The sequence below is a fragment of the Thalassiella azotivora genome, from assembly GCF_054781695.1.
On the sequence record NZ_BAAGTX010000033.1, the window covers coordinates 1 to 26,614 of the forward strand.

General features: G+C 73.0%; 30 protein-coding genes and 1 tRNA gene. 17 read left to right on the forward strand and 14 right to left on the reverse strand.

Annotation, left to right across the window (positions count from 1 at the left end):
• The 12 genes from ACYVQV_RS17695 to ACYVQV_RS17750 all read left to right on the forward strand — a co-directional run.
• A partial coding sequence (locus ACYVQV_RS17695) for an LCP family protein (protein WP_461024640.1) occupies nucleotides 1–1,040 on the forward strand: 1,040 nt, incomplete at its 5' end.
• Nucleotides 1,041–1,166: 126 nt separating this feature from the next.
• Nucleotides 1,167–1,571, forward strand: coding sequence for a ribosome silencing factor (gene rsfS / locus ACYVQV_RS17700; protein WP_461024641.1), 405 nt, complete (start codon nucleotides 1,167–1,169; stop codon nucleotides 1,569–1,571).
• Entirely contained in the window at nucleotides 1,568–2,170 is a 603-nt protein-coding gene (locus ACYVQV_RS17705; protein ID WP_461024642.1) for a histidine phosphatase family protein, read from the forward strand. The genes rsfS and ACYVQV_RS17705 overlap by 4 nt, the downstream gene beginning before the upstream one ends.
• 101 nt (nucleotides 2,171–2,271) lie before the next feature.
• A tRNA-Ala gene (locus tag ACYVQV_RS17710) sits at nucleotides 2,272–2,344 on the forward strand.
• A 142-nt stretch (nucleotides 2,345–2,486) separates the two neighbouring features.
• The gene (locus tag ACYVQV_RS17715; protein ID WP_461024643.1) at nucleotides 2,487–2,813 is read left to right on the forward strand and encodes an antibiotic biosynthesis monooxygenase family protein; all 327 of its coding nucleotides are present in this window, start codon (nucleotides 2,487–2,489) and stop codon (nucleotides 2,811–2,813) included.
• A 94-nt stretch (nucleotides 2,814–2,907) separates the two neighbouring features.
• Nucleotides 2,908–3,993 carry a ferredoxin reductase gene (locus tag ACYVQV_RS17720; protein WP_461024644.1) on the forward strand — a complete coding sequence of 362 codons (1,086 nt, stop codon included), beginning with the start codon at nucleotides 2,908–2,910 and terminating at the stop codon, nucleotides 3,991–3,993.
• Nucleotides 3,994–4,153: 160 nt separating this feature from the next.
• Nucleotides 4,154–5,353, forward strand: a complete 1,200-nt coding sequence (locus ACYVQV_RS17725) for a fatty acid desaturase family protein (protein WP_461024678.1) — start codon at nucleotides 4,154–4,156, stop codon at nucleotides 5,351–5,353.
• Nucleotides 5,354–5,569: 216 nt separating this feature from the next.
• Nucleotides 5,570–6,370: a GGDEF domain-containing protein gene (locus ACYVQV_RS17730; protein WP_461024645.1), complete on the forward strand. Its 801-nt coding sequence runs from the start codon at nucleotides 5,570–5,572 to the stop codon at nucleotides 6,368–6,370.
• Between the two features lie 30 nt (nucleotides 6,371–6,400).
• Complete coding sequence (octT, locus tag ACYVQV_RS17735; protein WP_461024646.1) at nucleotides 6,401–7,114, forward strand: diglucosylglycerate octanoyltransferase; 714 nt, start codon at nucleotides 6,401–6,403, stop codon at nucleotides 7,112–7,114.
• Complete coding sequence (locus tag ACYVQV_RS17740) at nucleotides 7,111–7,896, forward strand: UbiA family prenyltransferase (protein WP_461024647.1); 786 nt, start codon at nucleotides 7,111–7,113, stop codon at nucleotides 7,894–7,896. The genes octT and ACYVQV_RS17740 overlap by 4 nt, the downstream gene beginning before the upstream one ends.
• Entirely contained in the window at nucleotides 7,893–8,456 is a 564-nt protein-coding gene (locus tag ACYVQV_RS17745) for a hypothetical protein (protein ID WP_461024648.1), read from the forward strand. The genes ACYVQV_RS17740 and ACYVQV_RS17745 overlap by 4 nt, the downstream gene beginning before the upstream one ends.
• A 275-nt stretch (nucleotides 8,457–8,731) precedes the next feature.
• Nucleotides 8,732–9,067: a LysR family transcriptional regulator gene (locus tag ACYVQV_RS17750; protein WP_461024649.1), complete on the forward strand. Its 336-nt coding sequence runs from the start codon at nucleotides 8,732–8,734 to the stop codon at nucleotides 9,065–9,067.
• A 168-nt stretch (nucleotides 9,068–9,235) separates the two neighbouring features.
• On the opposite strand, the gene ACYVQV_RS17755 is transcribed toward ACYVQV_RS17750, so the two are convergent.
• The gene (locus ACYVQV_RS17755) at nucleotides 9,236–9,559 is read right to left on the reverse strand and encodes a DUF6572 domain-containing protein (protein WP_461024650.1); all 324 of its coding nucleotides are present in this window, start codon (nucleotides 9,557–9,559) and stop codon (nucleotides 9,236–9,238) included.
• A gap of 1,201 nt (nucleotides 9,560–10,760) precedes the next feature.
• Between ACYVQV_RS17755 and ACYVQV_RS17760 the strand changes: the two genes are divergently transcribed.
• From ACYVQV_RS17760 to ACYVQV_RS17780, 5 genes are all read left to right on the forward strand, one after another.
• On the forward strand, nucleotides 10,761–11,312 hold the full coding sequence (locus ACYVQV_RS17760) for a hypothetical protein (RefSeq protein ID WP_461024651.1): 552 nt from the start codon (nucleotides 10,761–10,763) through the stop codon (nucleotides 11,310–11,312).
• A 245-nt stretch (nucleotides 11,313–11,557) separates the two neighbouring features.
• A complete protein-coding gene (gene leuS / locus ACYVQV_RS17765; RefSeq protein WP_461024652.1) occupies nucleotides 11,558–14,098 on the forward strand; it encodes a leucine--tRNA ligase in 2,541 nt (846 codons plus the stop codon).
• A gap of 76 nt (nucleotides 14,099–14,174) precedes the next feature.
• On the forward strand, nucleotides 14,175–15,041 hold the full coding sequence (locus ACYVQV_RS17770; RefSeq protein WP_461024653.1) for a DegV family protein: 867 nt from the start codon (nucleotides 14,175–14,177) through the stop codon (nucleotides 15,039–15,041).
• A 106-nt stretch (nucleotides 15,042–15,147) separates the two neighbouring features.
• Nucleotides 15,148–16,179: a helix-hairpin-helix domain-containing protein gene (locus tag ACYVQV_RS17775; RefSeq protein WP_461024654.1), complete on the forward strand. Its 1,032-nt coding sequence runs from the start codon at nucleotides 15,148–15,150 to the stop codon at nucleotides 16,177–16,179.
• The gene (locus ACYVQV_RS17780) at nucleotides 16,176–17,018 is read left to right on the forward strand and encodes a ComEC/Rec2 family competence protein (RefSeq protein ID WP_461024655.1); all 843 of its coding nucleotides are present in this window, start codon (nucleotides 16,176–16,178) and stop codon (nucleotides 17,016–17,018) included. The genes ACYVQV_RS17775 and ACYVQV_RS17780 overlap by 4 nt, the downstream gene beginning before the upstream one ends.
• A gap of 2 nt (nucleotides 17,019–17,020) precedes the next feature.
• On the opposite strand, the gene ACYVQV_RS17785 is transcribed toward ACYVQV_RS17780, so the two are convergent.
• The 13 genes from ACYVQV_RS17785 to ACYVQV_RS17845 all read right to left on the reverse strand — a co-directional run bounded on the left by ACYVQV_RS17785 (nucleotide 17,021) and on the right by ACYVQV_RS17845 (nucleotide 26,610).
• A complete protein-coding gene (locus ACYVQV_RS17785) occupies nucleotides 17,021–17,683 on the reverse strand; it encodes a hypothetical protein (protein ID WP_461024656.1) in 663 nt (220 codons plus the stop codon).
• 135 nt (nucleotides 17,684–17,818) lie between these two features.
• Nucleotides 17,819–18,097 carry a hypothetical protein gene (locus ACYVQV_RS17790; protein ID WP_461024657.1) on the reverse strand — a complete coding sequence of 93 codons (279 nt, stop codon included), beginning with the start codon at nucleotides 18,095–18,097 and terminating at the stop codon, nucleotides 17,819–17,821.
• Entirely contained in the window at nucleotides 18,094–18,228 is a 135-nt protein-coding gene (locus ACYVQV_RS17795) for a hypothetical protein (RefSeq protein WP_461024658.1), read from the reverse strand. Before ACYVQV_RS17795 ends, ACYVQV_RS17790 begins: the two co-directional genes overlap by 4 nt.
• Nucleotides 18,229–18,354: 126 nt before the next feature.
• The gene (locus ACYVQV_RS17800; protein WP_461024659.1) at nucleotides 18,355–18,843 is read right to left on the reverse strand and encodes a hypothetical protein; all 489 of its coding nucleotides are present in this window, start codon (nucleotides 18,841–18,843) and stop codon (nucleotides 18,355–18,357) included.
• Between the two features lie 10 nt (nucleotides 18,844–18,853).
• Entirely contained in the window at nucleotides 18,854–19,657 is an 804-nt protein-coding gene (locus ACYVQV_RS17805; RefSeq protein WP_461024660.1) for a peptidoglycan recognition protein family protein, read from the reverse strand.
• 2 nt (nucleotides 19,658–19,659) lie between these two features.
• The gene (locus ACYVQV_RS17810; RefSeq protein WP_461024661.1) at nucleotides 19,660–19,893 is read right to left on the reverse strand and encodes a hypothetical protein; all 234 of its coding nucleotides are present in this window, start codon (nucleotides 19,891–19,893) and stop codon (nucleotides 19,660–19,662) included.
• Nucleotides 19,890–20,336 carry a hypothetical protein gene (locus tag ACYVQV_RS17815; protein WP_461024662.1) on the reverse strand — a complete coding sequence of 149 codons (447 nt, stop codon included), beginning with the start codon at nucleotides 20,334–20,336 and terminating at the stop codon, nucleotides 19,890–19,892. The genes ACYVQV_RS17810 and ACYVQV_RS17815 overlap by 4 nt, the downstream gene beginning before the upstream one ends.
• An 18-nt stretch (nucleotides 20,337–20,354) precedes the next feature.
• Nucleotides 20,355–20,939, reverse strand: a complete 585-nt coding sequence (locus ACYVQV_RS17820; RefSeq protein ID WP_461024663.1) for a hypothetical protein — start codon at nucleotides 20,937–20,939, stop codon at nucleotides 20,355–20,357.
• A 186-nt stretch (nucleotides 20,940–21,125) separates the two neighbouring features.
• Entirely contained in the window at nucleotides 21,126–22,700 is a 1,575-nt protein-coding gene (locus ACYVQV_RS17825) for a PKD domain-containing protein (protein ID WP_461024664.1), read from the reverse strand.
• Complete coding sequence (locus tag ACYVQV_RS17830) at nucleotides 22,697–23,932, reverse strand: hypothetical protein (RefSeq protein ID WP_461024665.1); 1,236 nt, start codon at nucleotides 23,930–23,932, stop codon at nucleotides 22,697–22,699. The genes ACYVQV_RS17825 and ACYVQV_RS17830 overlap by 4 nt, the downstream gene beginning before the upstream one ends.
• Nucleotides 23,929–24,591, reverse strand: coding sequence for a hypothetical protein (locus tag ACYVQV_RS17835; RefSeq protein WP_461024666.1), 663 nt, complete (start codon nucleotides 24,589–24,591; stop codon nucleotides 23,929–23,931). The genes ACYVQV_RS17830 and ACYVQV_RS17835 overlap by 4 nt, the downstream gene beginning before the upstream one ends.
• A gap of 6 nt (nucleotides 24,592–24,597) precedes the next feature.
• A complete protein-coding gene (locus ACYVQV_RS17840; protein ID WP_461024667.1) occupies nucleotides 24,598–25,470 on the reverse strand; it encodes a hypothetical protein in 873 nt (290 codons plus the stop codon).
• Nucleotides 25,471–25,482: 12 nt separating this feature from the next.
• Nucleotides 25,483–26,610, reverse strand: a complete 1,128-nt coding sequence (locus ACYVQV_RS17845) for a Gp37-like protein (protein ID WP_461024668.1) — start codon at nucleotides 26,608–26,610, stop codon at nucleotides 25,483–25,485.
• Nucleotides 26,611–26,614: the final 4 nt, after the last annotated feature.

Below are 26,614 nucleotides of genomic sequence, written 5' to 3' on the forward strand. Positions count from 1 at the left end.
CGGCGGACGCCGGTGGGGGCGCGACCCAGCGGACGTTCGTGATGGCGCTGACGGACCCGGCCTCCGGCGTGGTCGGCGCCGCGCTGGTGGGCACCGACGGTCGCACCACCTCCGCCCTGCTGATGCCGAGCCGGCTGCTCGTCGACGTCGCCGGGGGTGGCCGCGTCCCGCTCGGTGACGCCCTGGCCACGGGTGACGCGGCGGTGGGCCAGTCGGTCGAGGACGCCCTGGACGTGCGGGTCGACGGCACCTGGGTGCTGACGACCGACGGCCTGCAGGAGCTCGTCAACGCCCTCGGTGGAGTCGCCGTGGACGTGCCGGCCGCGGTGACGACGGACAGCGTCACCATCCCGGCCGGCAACGGACAGCGCCTGGACGGCGTCCAGGCCGTCGCCTACGCGACGTACCTGGCGCCCGAGGAGGCCGAGACGGCGCGCTCGGCACGGCTGTCGCAGGTGCTCACCGGGCTGCTGTCGTACCTGCCGAGCGCCGTCAGCGACGTCGAGGGGCTGCTGCTGAGCCTCGGCGAGAACAGCCGCAGCACCCAGCCCGTCGAGGTCCTGGCCGAGGTCCTCGTCGAGGTCAAGCAGACCCTGACGAGCAACCAGTACGGGGCGACGGTCCTGCCGGTGCAGGAGATCTCCACCGGGGACGAGAACGTCATCTACGGGATCGACGAGGCCGAGGCGGGTCCGGTCCTGCAGACCCGCTTCTCCGGTGCGCTGCGCCCGGGTGGCCCGGACGCCGTCCGCGTCCTGGTGCAGAACGGCGTCGGCTCGCCGGGCCTGGGCGACCGTGCCCGGGACCGCCTGGTGGAGGCCGGGTTCCGGTACGTCGGCGGGGGCAACGCCACCTCCCTGGGTCGCGACACCTCGGTCGTCGCGGTCGCCTCGGACAGCCCTGAGGACCGCGAGGACGGGCTGGCCGTCGCCGAGGCGCTGGGCCTGCCGGCGGAGGTGGTGGCCGTGGGGCGGGACGCCCCCACGCTCGCCGACGTCGTCGTCGTCCTCGGCCAGGACTTCGCCGACCAGGCCGACTGACGCCCGTGAGAGGCTGGGGGCGGCCGGTGCGCACGTGACCGGCCGTCCCACCGCCCCTCACCACCGCCCGTCACCACCGCCGTCGGCCGTGCCGGACGACGCGGAGGCACCGACCCGAGGAGACTCGTGACCGCGACCGACCGCGCCGTGCAGCTCACCGTCGCCGCCGCCGAGGCGGCCGCGGACAAGCTGGCGAAGGAGATCATCGCCCTCGACGTGAGCAGCCAGCTCGTCATCACCGACGCCTTCGTCGTGGCCTCGGCCGACAACGACCGGCAGGTGCGGGCCGTGGTGGACGCCGTGGAGGAGAAGCTGCGTGACCTCGGTGCCAAGCCCGTGCGCCGCGAGGGGCTGCGGGAGGCGCGGTGGGTGCTGCTCGACTACGGCGACGTGGTGGTCCACGTCCAGCACGCGGAGGACCGTGAGTTCTACGCCCTCGAGCGGCTGTGGAAGGACTGCCCGGTGATCGACCTGCCCGAGCACGTCCGCCACCCCCAGGGCGCGGACGAGCCCGCGGCCCCGCAGGAGTGAGCGCCGAGCGGGTCGTCCTGTGGCGCCACGGGCGCACGGCGTCCAACGCCGGCGGGCGCTGGCAGGGCCAGCTCGACGTGCCGGTGGACGACGTCGGCCGCGACCAGGCCGCCCGGGCCGCCGGGGTGCTCGCCGGGCTGCCCCCGACCCGGGTCGTCAGCTCGGACCTGTCCCGCGCCGCCGACACCGCGCAGGCCCTCGCCGACGCGACGGGCCTGCAGGTCGAGCTCGACAAGGCGCTGCGCGAGGTGCACGCCGGGCGCTGGGAGGGGCTGACCCGCGCCGAGATCGACGAGCGCTGGCCCGGGGACCTGGACGCCTGGCTGGCCGGTCAGGACGTGCCCCTGGGCGGCGGTGAACGTCGCAGCGAGGTGGCCGCGCGAGCCGCCGAGGCCATCGAGCGGTACGCGACGAGCACCCCCGAGGGCGTGCTCGTCGTCGCGAGCCACGGGGGTGCCCTGCGGGACGCCACCGCCCGGCTCCTCGGGTTGCCGTTCGGCTCCTGGGCGGTGTTCGCCGGGCTGCGCAACTGCCACTGGGGGGTGCTCACGCACGGTCGGCGGGGCTGGTCGGTCGACGCCTGGAACGTCGGCGCCTGACGTCCCGCCCGCCGGCCGCGTGACGGCGGCCCGGCCGCCCCCGGATTTCGGCACCCGGCCCGGTGTGGTCTATGCTTCCGCGAGTCCTCACTGAGGACGGCGGGGCTGTGGCGCAGCTGGTAGCGCACCTCCATGGCATGGAGGGGGTCAGGGGTTCGAGTCCCCTCAGCTCCACCCGCAGACGAGGCCCCACCCGGTTCCGGGTGGGGCCTCGTCGCGTTCCCGGGCTCGTTGTTTCGGCCGACGTTCCCCGGTCCCCGGTCGCCGGTCCCCGGTCGCCGGTCGCCGGGGTCGGCGTCCTGGGAGGATCGGCGCCGTGCACGAACCCTTCGCGTCCACCCCCGCCCCGCCGTACGTCGCCGTGGTGTTCTCCTCGACGCGCACGGACGGCGACCACGGCTACGCGGCCACCGCCGCCCGGATGGAGGAGCTCGCCGCCGTCCAGCCCGGGTACCTGGGGATCGAGTCGGCCCGCGACGACGGGCTGGGGATCACCGTGTCGTACTGGCGGGACCAGGAGGCGGCCCTGGCCTGGAAGCGCGTCGCGGAGCACGAGGCGGCGCAACGGGCGGGCCGGGAGCGCTGGTACGCCGCGTACCGGGTGCGGGTGGCCGTCGTGGAGCGCGAGTACGGCAGCGGCTGAGCCCTCCCGTGCCGAGGGGCCGAGGACGCCCGGGTGAGGGGCGCCACGTGCAGACCAATGCGCAACTTACGGAGTCGTAGGTTACGGTTGCGTAATGGCGTTCCTGACGACACCACCGCGACCGGCCCGCCGGGTCGGGACCGCGCTCGCGCGCGTCGCCGAGGCGGTCGCCACCCCGCTCGTCCCGGCCGACTACCTCGACCTCGTCGCCCCGCTGCGCTCCGGTGCGGACCTGAGGGCGAAGGTGACGGCCGTCGTCCCCGAGACCGCGGACGCGGTCACCGTGCGGCTGCGGCCCGGCCGGTCCTGGGCCGGTCACGTCCCCGGCCAGTACGTCCGCATCGGCGTGGACGTCGACGGCGTCCGCCAGTGGCGGGCGTACTCGGTCACGTCGCGCTGCGACCTGACCCGGGAGCTGAGCATCACCGTCAAGGCCATCCCGGACGGCGTGGTCAGCCGGTACGTCGTGCACCGGCTGCGGCCGGGCACGATGGTCCACCTCGACCAGGCCACGGGCGACTTCACCCTCGGCGACCACCGCGGCCCGACGCTCTTCGTCACCGCCGGGTCGGGTGTCACCCCCGTCATGGGCATGCTCCGCAACCACCTGCACGAGCTGGACGACGTGGTGCTCGTGCACTCCGCGCCCACCGCCCAGGACGTCGTCTTCGGCGCCGAGCTGCGCGACCTGCACGCGACCGGCCGGCTCACCCTCGTCGAGCGCCACACCGACGTCGACGGGATGCTCACCGCCGACCAGCTCGACGCCGTCGTCCCGGACTGGCGGGCGCGCCAGACCTGGGCGTGCGGCCCGACCGCCATGCTCGACGCCTTCGAGGAGCACTTCGCCGCCGCGGGCGTCGCGGACCGGCTGCACACCGAGCGGTTCCGCCCCGCGGTCGTCGCGGCCGGAGAGGGCGGCACGGTCACCTTCACCCGCTCCGGCACGACCGTCGAGGCCGACGGCGGCACGACCCTGCTCGACGCGGGCGAGGGTGCCGGCGTCCTCATGCCCTCCGGGTGCCGGATGGGCATCTGCTTCGGCTGCGTCGTCGGCCTGCGCGAGGGGGCAGTCCGCGACCTGCGCAGCGGCGACCTGACCACCGCCGTCCCCGAGGACGGCATCCGCATCCAGACCTGCGTGTCGGCGGCCGCCGGCCCGTGCCAGGTCGAGATCTGACCGTCCGACCTGACGAACCAGACCACTCCGACGTCCGAACCGACCCGAAGGAGGCCCCGTGACCGCACTCGCCGTCACCCCGACCCCCGAGGCGACCAGCGCACCCGCTGGGGAGCGCACGCTGAACTCCCGCCTGACCACGTCGACGACCGAGCGGCGGCTGGCGCCCAAGCCGTCCGGCAAGCCCGACCCCACCGCGCACCTGAGCGCCGAGCAGGTCGAGGCGCTGGGCCGCGAGCTCGACGCCCTGCGCAAGGAGGTGTTCGACTCCCGCGGGGAGGCCGACGCCGCCTACATCCGCAAGGTCATCAAGGCCCAGCGGACCCTGGAGATGGGCAGCCGCGCCGTCCTGCTGTTCTCGCTCTTCCCGCCCGCGTGGGTGGCCGGGACGGTCGGCCTGTCGGTGGCCAAGATCCTCGAGAACATGGAGATCGGCCACAACGTCATGCACGGCCAGTGGGACTGGATGCGTGACCCGAAGATCCACTCGACGGCCTGGGAGTGGGACAACGCCGCGCCGTCCGAGCTGTGGAAGCACAGCCACAACGAGCTGCACCACACGTTCACCAACGTCCTCGGCCGCGACAACGACCTCGGCTACGGGATCATGCGGGTGGACGAGGACCAGCGCTGGGTGCCCGCCTACCTCGGGCAGCCGCTGTGGAACTTCCTCAACGCCTGCTTCTTCGAGTACGGCATCGCGGCGTACGACCTCGAGCTCGGCAAGCGGCTGCGCCACGGCACGACCGACGACCCGGAGTTCCGGGCGAACGTGAAGAAGGTGCTGGTCAAGATCCGCGGGCAGGTCCTCAAGGACTACGTCGCCCACCCGCTGCTGTCGGGGCCCTCGTTCTTCCACACGCTCGGCGCCAACGCGGTCGCCAACCTCGTCCGCAACCTGTGGACCCACTCGGTGATCATGTGCGGGCACTTCCCAGAGGGCGTCGAGACGTTCGCGAAGGAGTCCATCGAGGGCGAGACCCGCGGCGAGTGGTACCTGCGGCAGATGATGGGCTCGGCGAACATCCACGGCAGCCGGTTCATGCACCTGATGACGGGCAACCTGTCGCACCAGATCGAGCACCACCTGTTCCCGGACATGCCGAGCAACCGGTACGCGCAGATCGCGCCGCGGATCCGGGAGATCAGCGAGCGGTACGGCCTCAGCTACACCACCGGGACCCTGCCGCAGCAGGTCGCGTCCGCGTGGAGGCAGGTCATCCGGCTGTCGCTGCCGAACGACGACGACCCCAAGCGCGCCGCGGTGACCGGGGTGCGGGAGGCCGCGCGGGTCACCGCGAAGGCCGTCCGCCGGGGGCTGGGTGGTCGGCGCGGGCGTCGCGCCGTCCGGACCGCCTGAGCCGCTTCGCGCCGGCGTCCAGCGCTCCGCGTCACGGCGCACGACCGGGCACCCAGCGTGCCGGGTCGGGCGCCCTGCGTGTCCGCCGGGTCCTCGTCGGTGACGCGTGTGGTGATCGGACCACCCGGTTGAGCGAACAGCGGCGCGCCGTCGCGGTCGTCGTCCTACCCTGCAGCACACCGGGACGGCCCCGGGTCTGACGGTCGAGGGCGGTCGATGCGCGAGGCTCAGGACGACGCCGGGGGCCGCGGACGCGCGCCCGCCGCCGACCGCGACGGCCAGGACCGGCACGCGGTCGCGCAGCGGCTGTGGCTGGCCGCGGGTGCCGTGGTGCTCACCGCGGCACCCGTGCTGGCGTGGACCACGGCCTCGCCGTGGCCGGCCGCGCTGGTGCCACCGTGGCTGGCGTTGCTGTGGTCGCTGCACCGCCGCCGGACCGGTGAGCTGCGGGCCGCCGTCACGCACGCCCAGGAGGCGGTCCGGTCGGTGACGGTCCACGACGAGCTGACCGGCTGCGTCAACGAGGCCGGCCTGCACCTGCTGGGCAACCAGCTGCTCCAGCAGGTCCGCCGGCACGGGGAGGCTATGCAGGCGCTCGTCGTCGACGTCAACGACCTCGCCGCCGTCAACGAACGGGTGGGCCGGGAGGCAGGTGACGAGGTGCTCGTCGCGGTCGCCGAGGCCGTGCGCGCGTGCACCCGGGGGACGGACGTCGTGTCCCGCGGCCGAGCCGACGAGATGGTCGTCGTCGGACCGGGGTGCGGGGTCCACCCGGGGGAGGTGGAGCGGCGGGTGCGCGCGTACCTGGTGGAGTCCCCACCGGTCGGCATGGACGTCTGGTCGTGCCGCGTCACCGTGGGGCAGGCGGTGCTCGAGCCGTGGGACGGCGACGACGTCGACGGGCTGGTGCGCCGCGCCTACCAGGACCTGCACGTGCGGACGGCGTTCCGGGGGCCGTCCGCGACCGACCCGCACCAGACGCCGCCGCGGGTGGGACCGGAGCAGTCCAGCCGGTGACCGGCCGGGTCGGCCCGTAGGGTCACCGGCGTGCGGCTGCTCGTCCTCGGGGACTCCCTCGCCTTCCACGGTCCGGCCGAGGCCGGTCCCGTGCGTGACCCGCGGCTGTGGCCGAACGTGGCCGCCGCCCGGCTCGGGGGCGACGTCGACCTGGTGGCCCGGCCTGGGTGGACGGCACGTGACGCCTGGTGGGCGGTGACGCGCGACCCCGTCGTGTGGTCGGTGCTGCTGCCGCGCGCCGACGTCCTCGTCCTGGCGGTCGGCGGGATGGACGCCCTGCCCGCGAGCCTGCCGACGTGGTGGCGGGAGGGCATCGCGACCCTGCGACCGGACGGCGTGCGCCGGGCCGCGCGGTCCGCGTACCGGTGGGCTCACCCGTGGGTCGTGCGGGCCACCGGCGGGCGGTTCCGGGCGCTGCCGCAGGCGGAGACCGACCGGTACCTGACGCAGGTCGTCGAGGGCGTCCGGTACTTCCGGCCCGGGCTGCCCGTCGTCGTCCTGACGCCGTCGCCGTGGCGCAGCCCGGACTACCCGTCGCAGCGCCTGCACGCGCCGTCCGTGGTGGCGTGCCGGCGGTGGGCGGCCGCGCACGACGTGGCGCTGGTGGACGTCGAGGACGTCGTCTCCGCCATGCACGCGCGAGGGGGCGGCAACCGCGACGGCCTGCACTGGGACTGGCCCACCCACGAGGCCGTCGGGGAGCTCGTCGCGAAGGCCGCCGTCGCCGCGGGGGAGGCGCGGTGACGGCGGCCGGGGCGCTGCTGCGCGCCACCCACCCCTTGCCGGCGCTCGCGGTGACGGTGTTCGGGACGGCGCTGGGCGCGTCCGCGGGAGCCGGGGGCGTCGACCTGGCGCTGCTGGCGGGGGCGTTGGCGTGCGGGCAGGCGAGCGTCGGCTGGTCCAACGACCTGGCGGACGCCGGCCGCGACCGGGCCGCCGGGCGGTCCGAGAAGCCGCTCGCCTCCGGGGACGTGGGGGTCGGGGCGGTGCGCGTCGCCCTGGTCGTCGCAGTGGCCGGGTGCGTGGTGCTGTCGCTGCTCCTGGGAGCCGTGCCGGGGGTGCTGCACCTCGTCGCCGTCGCGTCGGCGTGGGCGTACAACCTGCTGCTCAAGTCGACCGTCGCCAGCCCGCTGCCGTACCTGGTCTCGTTCGGGCTGCTGCCGGTGATCGCGGCCACGCTCGCTGGCTCGCCGGTGCGCTGGCCGCTGGCCGTCGCCGCCGGGGTGCTGGGTGTCGCGGCGCACTTCGCGAACACCGTCCCCGACGAGGAGGCGGACGCGGCCACGGGGGTGCGCGGTCTGCCGCAGCGCATCGGGGCACGGGCCTCGCAGGTCGTGGCCGCCGGGGGAGTGGTGGCCGCCGCTGGAGTGCTCCTGCTCGGGGAGGGACTCGGCTGGGTGGCGACCACGCTGCTTGCAGTGGCGTGCGGGGTGGGCGTCGCCAGCCTCGTCGCACCGGCCCGCCTCGCCTTCCGACTCACCCTGCTCGCCGCCGCGGTCGCCGTCGCGGGGGTGGTCGCGGCGTGAGTGGTGAGCTGGACCGGAAGGCGGGCCTGGACGACGAGACGTGTCGTTCGTCCGGGAATGACGACGTGCTCGTCTGCTCGGTCGACCACCTCCTGCGCACCTTCCGGCAGGCCCTGCTGGCACTGGTCCCCGCGGCCGACGCCATCCAGCTGTCCTGGTGCGGCGACGAGCACCCCGACTGGGAGCGCCTCGCGCAGGCTGTCTTCTCGTCGTTCGTGACGACTCCGGTCCTGACGGACCGCGGGGCCCTGGCTGGGCTGCCGCGGGGAGGGCGTCCGTACGCGCTCGCCCGCTACGACATCGACCGCGAGGACTCCTACCGCGACGTCAGCTTCGTCAGGGTCCACGCCAGGAACCGCCTGGACGAGCTGGTCGCCTTCATCCGGTTCCTCAGCGACGCGGAGCCCATGGACTGGGTGCAGGGGGCGGCCCTCGACCCCGTCACACTGATGGTCCGCGAACGGCTGTTGTTCCGCTATGCGGACGTCAGCTTCTCGCTGATGCGCAGGATGCCGTCGACCGCTCACGTCGTTGTGAGGCACGTCTGGGTCGACGCCTGAACCGCGGGGCTCAGCGGACCATCTGGGGGCGGGCGTGACGGACGGCTGGATGACCACTCGAGCTCCAGCTGAGGGCGACCTCGATGCCGGTGAGCTCCGGAAGGCAGCCATGACAGCTGCGCGACGGCTCCTGCAGGTGCGCCCGTGAAGGCAGCGACGTTGGGGCTATTGACGTGGGGGTTCATGACGCGCAGTCGTGACTGCGTTGACAAGCGCACCTGCCCTCCGCCAGATTGACGCCAGCGGGCGACACGGCCCGGAACGGGGGCCATGAAGTGACCGGGCAGCTGCTGTCCATCGCGCATCTCGTGTCGTTCCTGACGGTCGTCGAGCTCGGCACCGTCACCGCGGCCGCGCGCCATCTGAACTACTCCCAGCCGACGGTGACCGCACATGTGCAAGGCCTGGAGAAGGCGCTGGGTGCGCCGCTCTTCCATCGCGGAGTTCGAGGTCTGTCGTTGACCTCCGCCGGCCGAGCGCTGACCCAGCCGGGCGCGGCTCTGCTGGCGGATGCGCGGGCGCTTCACCGGATCGTGGCGGTGCACTCGGTCCCGTCGACTCGTCGCAGTGTCGACCCTCTGGAGACCGGCTTGGCCCATCAGGAACCCTGATAGGGCGAGTCGCCCAAGTCGCCGGTGCCGCAGCGTGTTCGCTCGCTAGGTTCTCCCGTCGGCGGGTGCGACGACGGGCAGCAGGGGTGAGTGGTGGGGCGACGGCGAATCCGGTCGGGATTGCGTGCAGTACTGGCGGGGACCCTGGTTGCGGCCCCCGCTTCGCACTCAACCGCGCGCTTTGATCACAAAATCGATGCCGCGTGCCGCCAGTTGCACTGCGGCGTGGTCGGTTATGTGTGCGAAGTGGCCGTGGGGCGTCTCGGCGCAGTCAAGGCGAATCCGGACGGGTAAGCCTGTTGTCTCCGGATACTGACGCGTCAGACTTCCGTCGATCAGGTAGCCGGCATAAGTGTTGATCTTTTCCTGCAGTTGGCCAGCCTGATCAGGATGGGCACCCCAAGGGCGATCTTCAACCATGACAAGAAGAATGGTCCCGTCAGCCTCTTGAGCGACGAGATCAATCGCATTTGTGTCGGCGATTCCGGACATACGAACCCCTCGTTGGTGGAGAGTGGCCGGGCGAGGCGCTCAGCGAACGCAGATGCGGCGCTTCTGCAGACGCGGCACACGGCAGTTGGAGCGAGCCGCAACGCGCCCATGCCGCTGGAGAAGCAGCACCTGCGAGTCGCTGTGCGACCAGACTAGAGAAGGCGTGGCACAGGAAGCCAGTGTACCGGCAGGCATGCGCGGTGGCTGACGCAATGGCCCGGTGCGGCCGAGGATGCCGTGCGACGTCAGAAGGGCCCAAGTGTCGACGACGGGTCAGCCTCGCCCCCGGCGCGCCGTGCTCACCCCACACTCATCCGTGAAGAGCCGGACAACGGCTGGCTCGGCCATGATAACGCCCACAACCAACAGGCCAGAACTATCGCGTCCGTGCAGATGAGCGTCCGTTCGTACGGCGCCGCGCTCGGGCGGTTCCTCGAGGTCGAGCCCGTCGAAGGCGGCGTCACCAACGACCATTACCTTCCTGCAACACAGCATCCGCAGCTCGACAGTCCACAACACCACCGTCGACGACTGCGCGCGTACTATGTCCTCGCTGGCACCGCGCCAATCCTCGTTCATAACTGCGAGCAGGCCTTCTTGGGCGCTCGGGCGAACAGCATGCTAGGAGCAGGCACATGCCTGGCCGCGAAGATGCGGACGAGACCAACGGACTGTTTGACCGCAGTGAGGATCTCCACCGGCTCGGGGACGACTGCAATGCCTTCCCGGCTTCGCCGCAGGACACGGTCGTCGCGGGACACGTTGGGGTCATCAGCTTCTGTCCGACAAATCCCGTCAGGTAATAGTCAGAAGGGGCAAACCGAGTGCCGATATCTGTCAAAGTATGGACTCTTCCGGACTCCGATCTAGCTCGGTGCCTCCATCCGGACCTTAATCGTCTTGTCGAGTTCGCTAAGTCGTTGAATCTGCCCATGTTGGGCAACGTCGACCCTTGCGATGACACACGTTTCAACAGCATGCAACTGCGCCTCGTTGTACACGAGCTAAGGACTCTCGTTGACTCCGCTCCTGAAGGTGCAGCCGATGCCGCCCGGGCACTGCTGGCGTTGACCGAGTTGGTGGACGAGAGGCCTCACCGCTACCTGGTCTTCTTAGGTGACTGATCAGTCGAGACGGCGACTTGCCCCCTGGCTCGAGCAAGGGCGCTTCGGACCGGCGTGGGGCGGGTAGGAAGCCTGTCGTGGAACACGCGATGAACGTCTCCGAGCTAGCGCGGCTGTCGTTGACGGAGTTGATCGCCCTGTTGGCGCAGCAGCCTCCGTCCCCGGAGCGGTCGTCACCCGGCGACTGGCGGGCGGTGCTGTACGTACTGTCCTCGCGAACGGCGTCAGCCCGTGGTGACGAGCTCGCGACCAACCGGCACGCCTTGTGGCGGGCATATGGCAGCGTGCTCGCAGGGGCGTCGACATACGGTGACGTCGATGATCGTGAGAGCGCCATCGCACAGGTGCATTACCTCGCGCTGCTGGCGTCGAGGTTGCGCCACGGCGATGAGGCGCGCGAGTTCTCCGCGCTCGCTGAGCAGCTGGCGCTGTCCCACGCCCCGCTGTCCTTCGGTGAGGCGAGGGAGGCGACGTGGGACTGGCGGTCCCAGCCGATCGATCGGATCCGTGACCTGCGATTCGCCAAGAACCTGTTCACCCCCTTGCGGGCACTGGGTCGGTCCAGTCCCGGCTCGGCGAAAGCGCACGCCGTGGACCGGTGGGTCGCGCTGCTGCCTCACCTGCCCTGAGGGGGCCGCGAGACGACCGCGCCAAGCGTCGGCGCCCACCTTGCTACCCTGAGCACGTGCGGACCGCCCTGCTCCTTCGCCGGCCGCGCTGAGGCAGCCCGCTCACCGGAGCGGATCAGCGCGGCGACCCCTCCTGCGTGAGGGGCTTTTCTGTGTTCGGAGAAGAGACGTTGGGGCAGGGACGCCGGGGGACCACCACGGCGACGAGCGGGCCGCATGACGGCGACGAGGCGAGGGACGACGACATGACGAGCGAGCAGGCGCAGGCGACGGCCACCGAGCGGGACCGGTACGACGCACACGCCATCGAGGCGAAGTGGCTGCCGGTGTGGGACGAGCTGGCACCGTTCCGGTCGGGGCGGCCCGGCGACGACCGCCCGGCCAAGTACGTCCTCGACATGTTCCCGTACCCCTCCGGCGACCTGCACATGGGTCACGCGGAGGCGTACGCGCTCGGCGACGTCATCGCCCGGTACTGGATCCAGCGCGGCTTCAACGTGATGCACCCCATCGGGTGGGACGCGTTCGGCCTGCCCGCCGAGAACGCCGCCATCCAGCGCGGCCTGGACCCCCGCGGCTGGACGTACGACAACATCGCCCAGCAGAAGGCGTCCATGCGCCGGTACGCGTGCTCCTTCGACTGGGACCGCGTCCTGCAGACCTGCGACCCCGAGTACTACCGGTGGAACCAGTGGCTGTTCCTGCGGTTCTTCGAGAAGGGCCTGGCGTACCGCAAGCCCAGCCAGGTCAACTGGTGCCCGAAGGACCAGACCGTCCTGGCCAACGAGCAGGTCGTCGGCGGCCTGTGCGAGCGGTGCGACACCCCGGTCACCAAGAAGAAGCTGACCCAGTGGTACTTCAAGGTCACCGACTACGCCGACCGCCTGCTGGACGACCTTGACGGCCTCGTCGGCGCCTGGCCCGACAAGGTCATCGCGATGCAGCGCAACTGGATCGGCCGCTCCCAGGGCGCCGACGTCCGGTTCGTCATCGAGGGCGCCGGCGACGGTGCCGAGCGAAGTGCCGACCGTGACGTCACGATCTACACGACGCGTCCCGACACCCTGTACGGGGCGACGTTCTTCGTCGTCGCCGCCGACTCCGACCTGGCCGCCGAGCTCGCCGCGGACGCACCGGACGACGTCCGGGTGCAGTTCGAGGCGTACGTCGAGAAGGTCCGCGGCGAGTCCGAGATCGACCGGCTCAGCACCGACCGGGAGAAGACCGGCGTCTTCCTGCACCGGTACGCCGTCAACCCCGTCAACGGGGAGAAGCTGCCCATCTGGGCCGCCGACTACGTCCTGGCCGACTACGGCCACGGCGCGATCATGGCCGTGCCCGCGCACGACCAGCGCGACCTCGACTTCGCCCGGGCGTTCGACCTGCCCGTGCGCACCGTCGTCGACGTGCGGGACGACGACGGGCAGCCGCTGCCCGACCCGGCCGAGTCCGGCGTCGCCACCGGCGGGGACGGCGTCCTGGTCAACTCCGGGTCGCTGGACGGGATGCGGAAGGACGAGGCGATCGCCGCGATCGTCGCCGACCTGGAGGCCAAGGGCCTCGGCGGTGCCACCACCAACTACCGGCTGCGGGACTGGCTGATCTCCCGGCAGCGGTACTGGGGGACGCCCATCCCGATCGTCCACTGCGACGCGTGCGGTGAGGTGCCCGTCCCCGACGACCAGCTGCCCGTCGAGCTGCCACCCGCCGAGGGCCTGGACCTCAAGCCCAAGGGCACGTCCCCCCTCGGCGGGGCGACCGCCTGGGTGACCGTCGACTGCCCCCGCTGCGGCGGCACCGCCCGGCGCGACACCGACACCATGGACACGTTCGTCGACTCGTCCTGGTACTTCCTGCGGTTCTGCTCGCCCGGCCGCGACGACGTCCCGTTCGACGTCGACGACGTCCGCCGGTGGGGCCCCGTCGACCAGTACGTCGGCGGTGTCACCCACGCGATCCTGCACCTGCTGTACGCGCGGTTTGTCACCAAGGTGCTGCAGGACATGGGCATGGTCGACTTCCACGAGCCGTTCAGCCGCCTGCTCAACCAGGGCATGGTCCAGATGCACGGCTCGGCGATGAGCAAGTCCCGCGGCAACCTCGTCCGGCTGTCCGAGCAGCTCGAGGAGCACGGCGTCGACGCCGTCCGGCTCACCATGTCGTTCGCCGGGCCACCCGAGGACGACATCGACTGGGCCGACGTGTCCCCGGCCGGGTCCGCCCGCTTCCTGGCCCGCGCCTGGCGCCTCGCGGACGACGTCACCTCACCCGTCGGGACCGACCCCGCCGGCGGGGACGTCACGCTGCGCCGGCAGACCCACCGCACCGTCCACGAGTGCGCCGGCCTCGTCGAGGCGTTCAAGTTCAACGTCGTCGTCGCCCGGCTGATGGAGCTCGTCAACGCCACCCGCAAGGCCATCGACTCCGGCGTCGGCGGGGCCGACCCCGCCGTCCGGGAGGCCACCGAGGCCGTCGCCGTGCTGCTCAGCCTGTTCAGCCCCTACACCGCCGAAGACATGTGGGCCCGGCTCGGCCACGACCCGGCCGTCGCGCTGGCCGGCTGGCCCGCCGTCGACGAGTCCCTGCTCGTCGAGGACACCGTCACCTGCGTCGTCCAGGTCGCCGGCAAGGTCCGCGCCCGCCTCGAGGTGCCGCCGTCCATCAGCGACGCCGACCTGCAGCAGCAGGCCCTGGCAGCCGCGCCCGTGGTCGCCGCGCTCGACGGCCGCGGGGTGCGCACGGTCATCGTGCGGGCGCCCAAGCTCGTCAACGTGGTCCCCGCCTGACGTGCCCGGCAAGCGCCGCCCCTGGTGGGAACGACGCTCCCGGGCTGCCGGGACGACGGAGACAGCCGCCCAGCCGGTGGCGACCCAGGACGTGCGGGTCGTCACCGACTCCACCGCGTACCTGCCCGACGAGCTCGTCGAGGCGCACCGCCTGACCGTCGTGCCCCTCGACGTCGTCGTCGGCGGCGTCCCGCACCAGGAAGGGCGCGACATCAGCAGCGAGGATCTCGCCGCCGCGCTGCGCAAGTGGACACCCGTCAGCACGTCGCGACCCGCGCCCGCGCGCCTGCTCGAGGCGTACGAGGCGCTCGCCGCCGACGGTGCCACCGAGATCGTGTCCGTGCACCTGTCCGCCGCCATGTCCGGCACCCACGACGCCGCCCGGCTCGCCGCCCGCGACGCCCCCGTGCCCGTGCACGTCGTCGACTCGCGACTGCTCGGCATGGGCCTCGGGCACGCCGTGCTCGCCGCCGTCGACGCCATCACCGCCGGGCAGGACGGCGAGCACGCCGCCCAGGCGGCTCGGGAGCGCGCCGCCCGCACCCGGACCTTCTTCTACGTCGACACCCTCGAGCACCTGCGCCGCGGCGGGCGGATCGGTGCCGCGCAGGCGCTCATCGGGTCCGCGCTCGCCGTCAAGCCGCTGCTCGAGCTCGTCGACGGGCGGATCGAACCCCGGGAGAAGGTCCGCACCTCCAGCCGGGCGCTGGCGCGGCTCGAGGAGCTCGCCGCCACCGCCGTGCCCGGGGCGCAGGACGGCAGCGTCGCCGTCGACGTCACCGTCCACCACCTCGCCTCCCAGCCACGGGCCACCCAGCTCTGCGAACGGCTGCGCGGCCGGCTCGAAGGGGCGCGCACCATCCGCACCATCGAGGTCGGCGCCGTCGTCGGCGCCCACGTCGGACCCGGCATGATCGCCGTCGTCGTCTCCCCGGCGGACTGACCCTCTCGCAGCACGAGCCGTCCACACCCCGGCCGGCCGGGCGCGTCGTCCACAGACACCGGCCGGCGACCCGCTGTCCCTGTGGGGGCCGGGCCACGCTGCCCGCATGCCCGTCCCGCACCGCACCGACCGCCGCAGCCACCAGCAGCAGGAGGCCGCCGAGCGCCTCGCCGCCGCCCTCGGCCGGGGCCGCGCCGGGTGGGTGCCCCCAGCGCCGGCCGCCCCAGCGGCCGCGCCCGACCACGACCTACCCGCCACAGCGGACGAGCCGGACTGGGACGGCGACCCGGACTGGCAGGACGTCGTCGGCCACCGCCTCGCGGGCGACGCGACAGCCGCGCGTCCGCTCCGGGACACCTGGTCGGCGCGGGCCGCCGACCGGCTCCCCGCGTCCGTCCGCACCGGACGCTGGGCGGTCTCCCCGCTCGCCGTCATGGCGTTCGTCGTGCTCGTCGGGATCGTCGGCGTGGTCGTCGCCGTCCGGACGGCGGAGGCGACGCCGGGCGTGCCGGTCCCCGTCCGCACGAGCGACGGTGGCCGGTCGTCGTCTCAGGAGGAGCCCAAGCAGGGCGTGGGCGACGCGTCGGACACCGAGCCCGCGCCGGGCGGGGTGGCCGAGGAGGTGGAACCCACCGCTGCGGGCACCCCGTCGGGCAGGACCGAAGGGCCGGGGCCCGCCGGCGAGGTCGTCGTCCACGTCACCGGCCAGGTCGTCTCGCCGGGGCTGGTGCGCCTGCCCACCGGGGCGCGCGTGCACGACGCCGTCCAGCAGGCCGGGGGAGCGACGCCCGAGGCGGACCTGACGGCCGTCAACCTCGCCCGGCCCCTCGTGGACGGGGAGCAGGTGCTCGTTCCCCGGCCCGGAGAAGGCGTGCCGCCGGGTGCGACGACCGGCCACGCGCCGGGTGGAGCCTCACCGTCGACGGGGCCCCCGGGAGCGGAGACGGGACCGGTGGACCTCAACACGGCCACGGTCGGCGACCTCGACGCCCTGCCCGGGATCGGTCCCGTGCTCGCCGAGCGGATCGTCACCTGGCGCGAGGAGAACGGCCGGTTCACGGCCGTCGACGAGCTCGCCGAGGTCAGCGGCATCGGCCCGAAGGTGCTCGAGCGGCTGCGTCCCCTCGTCACGGTGTGAGCGCCACCTCCGCGGTCGGCGCCACGGCGTCGCTGCGCGCACCCGAGCGCGTGCCGCTTGACCTGCGCCTCATCCCGGCCGCCGCGACGGCCTGGGGCGCGGCCGGGTGGGCGTGCGCGTCCGACCCCGGACCCGTCCTCGTCGCGGCCACCGTGGCGCTCGCGGCGACGGTGGTCCTGGTGCTCGCGGCGACCCGACGCCGAGAGAGCACCCGGCAGCGCTGGCGCCCCACCGCGGCCCTGGCGCTCGGTGCGGCAGGTCTGGTGCTCCTCTCCACGGCCGGTCACCTCGCTGTCCGTGGCGCCGGGGTGCTGCCCGACCTCGTCGAGCAGGCCGCGGTCGTCACCGTCACCGGGCGGGTCACCGCCGAGCCGCGGCCCGTGCGACCCGACCCGTCGTCGTGGCGCGCGGACGACGACGCCGAGCGGTTCGTCGTCCGGGTCCAGGTGGACGAGATCACCGGCAGGGGAGTGAGGGGACCGGCGCGCGCCCGGGTGCTCCTGCTCGGCGGGGCCGACGTCGGCGCCCTCGGCACCGGGGACACCGTCCGCGTCGCGGGGCGCCTGGCCGCCGCGGAGCCCGGCGACGACGTCGTCGCCCTGCTGCTGCCCACCGGACCGGTGGACGCCGACCCGCCCGACGGCGCGGACGGCGTCGCCGCGCACCTGCGGGACGGGCTGCGGCAGGCCACCGACCCCCTGCCGGCCGACTCCCGCGGCCTGCTACCCGGTCTCGTCGTCGGGGACACCTCGCGGCTGCCCGCCGACCTCGAGGACGCGATGCGCACGACCGGGCTCACCCACCTGACGGCCGTGTCGGGGCACACCGCACACGTGTGAGGTTAGTCGTCGTCGAACCGCCAAGAGCCGGTCTCGATCATGATGAAGTCGTCGCTGACGGTCCGACGCCAGTTCGCGACGGTCTCGGCACGCCGCTCAGGGGGGAGGAGTGATGGCGAGATGGGGTCGGCGTCCATCACCCACCACATCAGCGCGAAGATCCGGATGCCGGCGCGTTCGTTGGCCACGGCCGCGCGCCGGACGTAGTCAAGTTCGGCCTCGCGGAACTCGATGTACCACGGCGTCGACCTGACCAGCTGCCCCCGGTACAGACGGACGTCTCCGTCAGGCTGCGTCGCGAGTAGCTGCCAGACGTCATGAACGGCGCGGTGCCGCTGCTCGTCCGCAGCCTTCGCCGCCTGAAGGGCCGACGCAGCGACGGCATGCCAGTCGTCCGGCCACTGCAGGGCGGCCATCATCGCCCGGGACTGATCCACTAGCGCGCCGACACCGCGGACAAGCGGGGTCAGGGCGTGCGCAGGTCCGATGCCCACCAGCCGCCTGTGAAGATCGCGGAGGTGCGACTCCAGCACGGCGTTGGCCTGCGCCGTGCGCCCGATCGCGTGCCAGAGCTGGTCCTTCAACGGCAACGCGGCGACCGGATCTGGCGCCGCGGCCGCGTCGGCGGCCGCGGCCGCGGGCTCGCTTGGGTCGTCGACGGGCACCTGCCGAAGGCTACCCGCAGCGAGCGCAGCGACGCGGCCTATGAGCATGACGAAGCGCCCCGCCATCCTCCCAGGGGGTGGGGAGGACGACGGGGCGCTTCAGCGTAGAGCCGCGCGACGGGCCGAGGGTGGGGTTCAGGTGACCTCGACGAAGGCTGCGCGCATCACGACGACCTCCGGGTCCGAGGTGACCCGCACCCACAGCACGTACAGGCCCGGCGGGTGGCCGGCGACCAGGTGCCCGTACCCGGTTCCCAGCTGCACCGGCGCCGCCCACCCGGCACCGTCCGGCCGCTCGTCGTGACGCACGAGGGCCACCTCGAAGCCGGACGTCTGGGTACCGTTCAGCGCGACCTGCAGCGGCCCGACCCACTCGGTGGACTCCCGCTCGACGGTCCAACGCACCAGGGTCATGGCTGCTCCTGCAGGGTGACGGTCCAACGGGGCTGCGGGTCGGTGGCCGACGTCGACCACCGCTGCGGCGGCAGCGACACCGTGACGACGACGTCGAACGGCACGTCGGCCAGGTGCACCACGTTCGTCACAGCACACCCCCGACCAGGCCCGCACGGCGGACCTCGAGCGCGATGCCGCCCCACACCGCGACCGCGGTGACCCACAGGGCCACGGCGAGCGCGACGAGGCGCCGGGTGGTCACGGCCGGCCCCGGCCTACCGGCCCATGTGGTGGGCCGCGGTGAGCAGGGCGACGAGCACGAACAGGACCGCGAGCGCCGCCCCGGTCACGACCAGGAACCCGCCCTGCGTCTCGCCCCTGTCGACGGGCACGCTGTGGCGGAACAGGGCCGGCGCGGCGTGCCGCGGCTGGTAGCCGTCGTTCGGCAGAGCCGCGACGCCGACCGCCTGGAGGCCGGCGAGGACGGCGATCAGCCACACGTTCAGGTCGTCGTACACGCCGTGGAAGAGCGGGGTGGCGGCGACCGCGGCGGCGCCGAGGAACGCGACGACCTGCTTGGAGTACCGGCCGACCGTGCCCGGGAGCACGGGGACGAGCACGACGCCCGCGGACGCGAGCGCGAGGACGACGAGCTGCTGCAGCTCGAGGCCGTCGACGTGGCCGTCGGTGTTCGCCGCGACGAACGCGGCGGCGAGGGTCGCGAGGAAGGACGCGATGGCCTTGGTGTACGCGGAGACGGGCATGACGGGCCTCTCAGGTCGCGGGGGTGGGGGCAGGGGTGCGGCGGTTGTCCTGGGTGGCGATCGCGGCCCAGAGGTCGAACTGGCGGTCGTTGCCGACGAGCGGGGCGCCGTAGGCAGCCGTCGCGGCGTTGACCTCCTCGGTGCTGGTGCAGTGGTGGTAGTGGCCGGGGCCGACGACGGCGATGCCGCGGCCGGGGGACTGGATGACGCGCATGAGCTCCTCCGAGGGGATGGCTGGCGCCGACGGCGCCTCGAGCTCTGCCCACGCCTGCTCGGTGAGGGCGCGGAGCTCCTGGGTGGTGTACTGGCCGATGTCCCACTTCCCGGTGACCGAGGTGTCGGCGTGCCGGTACAGGCGGTCGGTGCCGAGGCCGAGCTCGCGCAGGACGACGGCGTTGGTGACGGCGATGGCGCGGCGTTGTGCTGCGGGGATGGGCTGTCGGCCGTCGGTGATGATCTCCGAGCCGAGTAGCTGGGCGTTGCCGTCGCCGCCGACCAGGCCCGGCACCGGCTTCGCGTACCCGGCGTGGTTGGCGCGGCCGGCGGCGATGACGTAGACGTTCCCGGCGTAGTCGGGGGCGTAGTGGCACAGGGGACCGGGCAGGTCGACGCGGCCTGTGATGAGCGTGGTGAGGCCGGGCGCCCAGGAGTCGGGGCGGGACGTGGCGCCGGTGTGGTGGTTGGTCAGGGCGCGGGCGTCGTTCCCACCGGAGGAGGCGGGGCGGCCGCGGGTCTTCCACCCGTCGATCTCGACGACGTTGAGGCCGGCGCCGCGGAACGCGTCGGCAAGCCAGGTGTACCAGAGGTAGGCCACGGTCAGACCACGCCCTCGGGGGTCTCGGCGGAGTCCTCGGCGGCGAGGAGGGCCTCGGCGGCCGCGGCCTCCGGCTTGCGGAGGTGCTCAGCGACCTCGTCGTCGGTCAGGTCGGGCAGGGTCCCGTCGGCGCAGAACTTCTCCCGCTTGGGGTGCCAGGTCCGGCCGACATCGTCCGCGGGGTCGAGGCCGAGGTCGGCGAGGGTGAGGGTGTTCGGGCCGGCGATGGTGCTCACGGGTGGTCCTCCTGCGGGTGAGGGGGCGGGTGGTCGGTGGTCAGGTGCTCGTTGGCCTCGTCGATGGCGTGTCGCGCCTCGGAGCGCACCAGCTCGGACAGGACGACCCCGCGCAGCGCCTCGAGCGCCGCGGTCAGGGAGGACGTCGTGGCCCGGCACCGTTCGTCCCGGGTGGCGAGGCGCCGCTCGTACAGGTCGTGCAGCCTGGTCGTCTCGGCCCGCGCGCGGTCGACGTCGGCGTCCTTGCGGGTGACCTCCGCTGCCAGGCGCTCGTTCGCGGCCTCCAGCTCGGTGAACGCCTGCGTGCGTTCCGCGAGCTTGCCGGCGGCCTCGGCCTGCCGGTGCTGCCGGTCCGCGCCGCGGCGGTTCAGCCAGGTGGACGTTCCCCACCCGAGGAGGCCGACGACGGCGAGGATGAGCGTCGACCAGTCCTGTACGTCCACGAGGTCCCCCAGAGGCTGTCAGTCGTCTCCGTGGAGCAGCCCCTCGAGCTCCTCGAACGGTGAACGGAGCGGGTCGGCCTGGACGGTGAAGTCCTTCAGCGCCACGGCGGCCCACACGACAGCGCCGGTGGGTGACGTCGGCACGGTGGCCGGGTCGAGCTCGAGCAGCAGGAACACCGTGACGAACGTGGTGGCCAGCCCTGCGAGGGTCGGTGCGAACGGGTCACGGCCGACGCGGGCCAGGGTGGCGGTGAGGACCACGCCGCCGGCTGCGGTGAGTGCGGCGGCTGGGGTCCACCGCACTCCGGTCGGGTCGAGGCTGAGCGCGAACGCCAGCCCCAGGCCGACGGCGACCATGAGAGTGGACGTCGCAGACCATGTGAGGCCGAGCCGGGCGAGGCGTTCTGACCTGCGGGCGGCGGCCGCACCGCAGACCAGGCCGGCGCCGATGAAGATCGCCGCCCAGACGTGCAGCGGCGCGGCCGAGACGATCGGGGCGAACGCCGCGGACCCGAACCCGTTCGGGATCGTGAGGGCGGCCGCGCCGATGAGCAGGTGCCGGGCCGAGCAGATGGCCAGGTACCAGCGGGCACGCGTGGTCATGGTGCCGATCAGGGGGGACACGGCGCGGTGCCTACCTCTCCAAGGTCGCAGTCGGGTCACCCGGTCGGCGGCTCGTGTATCAGGCTGCCGGTGGTGTCCTCTTGGGTTCACCTGCGCTCCTCGGTGAGCGTGGGGAGAGGGCTGCCCGGTCGTGCTGTGGAGGCGGGCCGGGCGGCCCTCGTGGGGCTACTGGACGGCGACGAGCTGGGCGACGGTCCTCTGGGTCGGGACCCACCCGTCGACCGGGTCCTTGCGGGCGTAGGTCGCCGGCCGGACCGTCACCGTCACCGTCGCGGTGTCCTCGAGCGCCTGGTCGTCGGTGACCGTGTAGACGAAGTCGTAGGTCTCCTCGTCCAAGGACGCCGGCGCGGCGAACGTCCTGGACGCACCCGACCCCGGGTCCAGGACCACCGGGTTCCCGGGGGCCGGCGCCCACGACCGAGCCGCGATCGGGTTGGACTCCTCGATGTCGGACCCGAGCAGCTCGACCGTCGCCCACGGGTCGACCGTCGGGACCGCTGCGACGAGCGCCTGCGGGGCCTCGGTCGGCAGCGCCGGGTAGGACCGGGGGCCGGGGTCGGACGTGGAGTCGTCGAGCGGGTGGAACGTGGTGACGGTGACGTCCCCGATCCCGACGCCGGGGATGATGCCCTCGCGGACCTGCAGGACGTCGATCGGGTCGGACGTCGTCGAGGTGAGGGCGACCTCGACGGGAGTCGTGGAGGTCTCGTCCGGGTACATCGTCAGCGACAGCGAGTTCTGGTTGACGACCAGGGTGTACCGGAACCGCCCGGTGGGGATGGTCGCGGTCGTCGTCGCGGCGGAGACGCCGGTCGTGCCGGACAGGCGGATCAGGCGCAGCTTGCGGTCGTTGGTGATCGCGACCGCCGGTCCGCGCTGGGACGTGGACTCGCGGACCTGCAGGATCTCCCCCGTGACCGGGGTGCCGGGCCCGACCTCGATGACCCGGGAGATGACGACGACCGGCTCCGGCGCGGCGTACTCGTGCTGGACGATCGACTGCGCGCCCCCGTCGAACCGCAGGCCCTTGGCCACCGCGGACCGGACGACGGTCGGCGCGGCCCCGGCGATCAGCTGCTGGATCGCGTCGCCGGTGAACGTCGACAGGGTCGGCAGGTCGTTGTACGACCGCTCGAACAGGGTCGTCGACGGCGGCGGGCCGTAGGTGCGGGGTCCGGTCTCGGCCAGGGTGGTCGTGAGCAGGGGCCAGGAGACGGTGCCCGAGACGGTCGACCCCGACCCGGACCAGCCGAGGCGGACGGAGGTGATGTCGGCTGTCGAGCACGCCACGGAGAGGGTCTGCAGGAGGGTGGTGCCCGTGTCGTCGGTGTAGATGTAGAGGCGCGCGGTCCCGGCTGCTTCCCGGGCGAGGACGACGCGGAACTTGCCGTCCGGGACACCGTTCGCGCCGGTACTGTTCGCCGACCCCTGCACCTGCAGCTGGCCCGAGCTGGTGACGGCCACCGCGCAGACCTTCGATGAGCCGCGAAGCTGCGCGATCTCGGCCGCGCCGCCAGGGTCAGCGGACAGGTCGATGACCAGGTCGAGGAACACGTCTCCGGCGAGGGTGCCGATCGACGCGGCGTGCACCAGGGACTGCGCCCCAGAGGGGAACAGGAGCCCGGTCTGTCCGTCCCCGGCGTCGGCGTAGGTGGGCGCGGTGCCGGCGAGGTTGGTGAACGCGGCGTCGCCGGCGAACGTGCCCGTGCCGGTGAACTGGTGGTCGAGGATGACGGTCACGGCGTCCCCCTGTGGATGCGGATCGGGTCACCGGCGTTGCCGAGGGGACCGTCGACGTCCCAGACGTTCCCGCAGACGGTGTCGAGGGTGTGCGTCGTCGTCGGGAAGTTGTTGATCTGAGCGCCGGGCGTGGCGAGGATCGCGCGCCGGCGCTGGATCGACCCGACCCCGTCGGTCTCGACACGGGTCAACGCGGGCATGTTCTGCCCGAACCGGTTCCCGGTGATCGTGACGTCGGTGCACGGGTTGTTGTTGTCGGTGATCGTCATGATCTGTGCGCCGTAGTCCCACCAGCCGTCCTCGAACATCACGTCGTAGACGTGAGAGACGTTCGGGGTGATCACGAGCGCCTGGCCGGTCACGCTGGGGTAGTAGGGGTTCGACGCCGGCGGGTCGCCGACCCCGTAGGGGTACTCGTACTCCGGGAACGGCTTCGGGAAGCCGTTGCCGACCCGCGTCGAGACGTTCGCGAGGATCGTGTTCCCCCGGTAGCGGACGCCATGGTTGCCCTGCCCCTGCGACCCGTCGTTGTGGGTGCGGCCCACGACCAGGCCCGACCCGTCGTTGGCCAGGTCCGGCTGGTAGGAGCACGGTGAGAAGTACGCCATCTCCGACGCGTGGCAGCCCTCGACGAGGATCCGCAGCGGCGCGGTCGGGGCGTAGGAGTTGAACCAGCCGAAGAAGTCGACGACGTCGGCGATCTTGCACCGGTACAGCTCGTAGTCGTGGCCGACGACCCCGTCGATGCCTTCGGAGGCGTACTCCGGCGAGGGGATCAAGTCGCACTGCTCGAACCGGACGTTCGCGTGCCCCAATGACCCCACCAGCTGGTGGTTGCAGTCGAGCAGCGCCGTCCGCTGCGACGGGTTCTCCCGGGTGCCCTCGACCCGGCGGGACCCGCGGATGCGGGACCGGGTGAACAGCACGTCGAGGCCGGTGCGGGCCTTGACGAACCCGGGCAGGTCGACGGCGTCGACGATGAGCGTGTCACCGGTCTTGTTCGCGGCGTGGTAGGCGTCGGTGATGACGACGTCGCCGGCCGCGTCGACCGGCAGGCCGATCTGGGCGGGGGTGCGCAGGACGGTCCCGCCGGGCACGCCGCTGTTCTCCGCTGTCGGGCGGGTGGTGCCGACGACGAACTGCCCGTGGAAGATGCCGGACCGGCCGTGCGCCCGCCACATCTGGTCCGGCGCGAGGACGTACCGGGTGGCCGGCGCCCACTCGAGCGTCACGTCCGGTCCCACCCCGACGGCGCGAAGTACCCCGTGCCGTCCGGCGCCCACGCCGGCGGAGCCACGTCGCCGGGCGAGACGAACACTGCCTGCGAGCGCTCCGGGTAGCCGAGGTCGATGAGGTCCTGGACCTCGGTGACGACGACCCCGTCCGCGACCCAGCTGGTGCCGTCCCAGACGACGGGGAACGACACAGCGGCGGAGAGGCCGCCACCGCCACCGGAGACGTCGCCGGGCACGTACTTCTGCTCGGTGTCGTCCCAGACGAGGGCCTGTCCCGCCGTGGGGGTGCCGAGCTGGATGTACGCCGCGGCGCCGGCGGCGGCCTCGGCGGCGGCCTGCGCGTCGGCCGCGGCCTGCGCGGACTGAGCGGCGGACGAGGCGGCAGCCTGCGCGTCCGAGACGGACCCGATGTGCTCCATGGAGGTGACGAACAGCCCGTAGGACCCGAAGTCCAGGTAGCCGAAGGGGATGTCGGCCTTCCAGTCGTAGGCGATGCCGTGGTCGCTGGTGACGATGGGGGCCGGCTGGTCGTTGGGGTCCCACGTCTCGACCGCGGGGCCGCCCTGCGTCGCGCGCAGCGTGCCCGTTACGCCCGCGGCCGGGCGGCCGGTCGCCTGGTCCAGCACCAGCCGGGCCTCGTAGGAGTAGTCAGGCACGGTCGCTCACCATCCCCACGCTGTGTAGTTGACCCGGATCTCGGAGTTGATCGGCAGGAACGTCCCGTCGAGGCGGGTGGCCTTGCCCCGCAGGTACTGCCGGGTGCTGTTGGCGCCACCGGCCCCCGGTGCGCGGGCCTCGATGACGAGACCGCCGTGCTGGACGAAGTCGCCGTTGGTGCCGTCCCAGGACACGAGCTCGGTCGGGAACGCCTCCGGCAGGGTGATCGTGAAGTCGCCGGACGCGTTGAGCTTGACCTTCTCGGACCGGCCCACCGAGTACGGCTCGGCGGCCCAGACGACGCCGCCCGCGCCGTTGTCGACGCCGCGGTACACGACCCGTCCGACCCTGCCCTCGGCGCCGAGCACCGGGTCGCCGAGCCCCAGCACGTGCTTCGCTCCGGTCACCTTCGACGCCCAGCACCGCAGGTCGATCAGCGCGGTCGGGAGCTGCTGCCCGCTGGTCACCCGGACCAGGGCCAGTGGTTGGTCGTCCTCCACGCCGGGGCCCCGCAGGCGGCCGGCCGGGATGGCCTCGGAGGACGTGCCCTGGATGGACGCGAAGGCCGTCACGCCCCCGGGCGGCTGCCAGTTCCGGCGCGCGACGATCAGGTCCCACCGGTGGGTCCCAGCCGCGCCGGACACCACCGGCAGCTGCCGGGTCTCGTCCGCGTCGCTGGTGTCGAGGATGCCGTGCCCGTAGCCGCGGCCGGCCTTGATGCGCACGGTGCGGTCCTGCCCGGCGACGATCTCGACCCGCCATGAGGTGGCCCCGTCGACGGCGTAGGGCGCCCCGTGGTGGGTGGCCGCGAGCGCCCACTCCGGCTCGGTGACCGGACCGTCGGTGGTGAAGTCGTAGCCGATGCTCGAGATGGTCACGTGACGCTCCTGTCAGCGGATGACGTTGATGTTCCGCAGGCCCCGGGCGATGCCCGCCACGGCGCGAGCCAGCAAGGTGTCGGGGTCGTCGGACCGGTCCCCGATGACGGGGGTGACGGCGAGGCCGTCGTTGACGGTCCAACTGAGGGAGACCTCCCGTAGGACGTCGCTGATGACGACGTCCGGGGCTACCCGGACCGCGACGACGTCGCCGACGCGAACGCCGCGAGCGCCGGTGGGGTCGTAGCGGAAGGCCGGGGTCTCGGTGAGCTCGAGCTTCAGCCCGGAGGTGGGTGCCCCTTCGGCGAGGGTCTCGGCGATCCGTTCGGCCACGACTTCAGGGGCGTCGGTGTCGCGGGCGTCGCGGAAGACCTCGATGACGTCGCCCCACGCAGCCTCTCGGGCGGTGTCGATCCCGCCGGTGAAGGTGCGGGCAGTGCCTTCTCCCTGGTCGCCGGCGATGACGCGTGTGGCGGTGGGGGCGGCACGTGACCACTCCCAGCCGAGGACGGCGCCTGACTTGTCGGTCAGGGTCTGCGGCCAGGTCTGCGGTTCGTAGCAGTCGAGGACGAGGCCGGTGCCCTGCTGGCGGACGGTGACGCCGAGGCCGGCTTGCTCGACGGCCGGGTAGAGCCGGTCGACCAGGGGGTGGAAGCGGGTGGACGCGGTGATGGTGGCGCCGCGGCCCTGGTCGGTTGCGATGGTCAGGGGGAGTCCGAGGCGGGCGGTGGCGTTGGCCGCGGCGAAGGCCTTCAGGACGGTCTCGGCGGGGCCGGTGCGGACGTCGTAGGCGACGTTCTGCGCGGTGAGCGCCGCTCCCGGGACAGGCCAGCCGAGGACGTTGCGCAGGACGCGGAAGTCGTCCTCGACGGTGAAGGTGACGTCTCCGCCGCGGGCGGGGTAGCGGCCGCTGGTGAGCTGGCACGGGCCGGAGAGGATCTGGGTGCCGTGGTAGTCGATGGTGACGCGGGCTCCGTCGGCGGCGAGGTTGGGGACCTCGCGGTGCTCGGCGGGGATGGTGAGGGTGGCGGTGGCGAGCAGGTTGTGGCGGGGGGTGACGGTGACCGCCATGGGGTCGCCGACCCACCCCAGCCGCTGGTAGGTCTTGTCGAAGACCGTGATCTTGAAGGGTGGGGGCATGGGG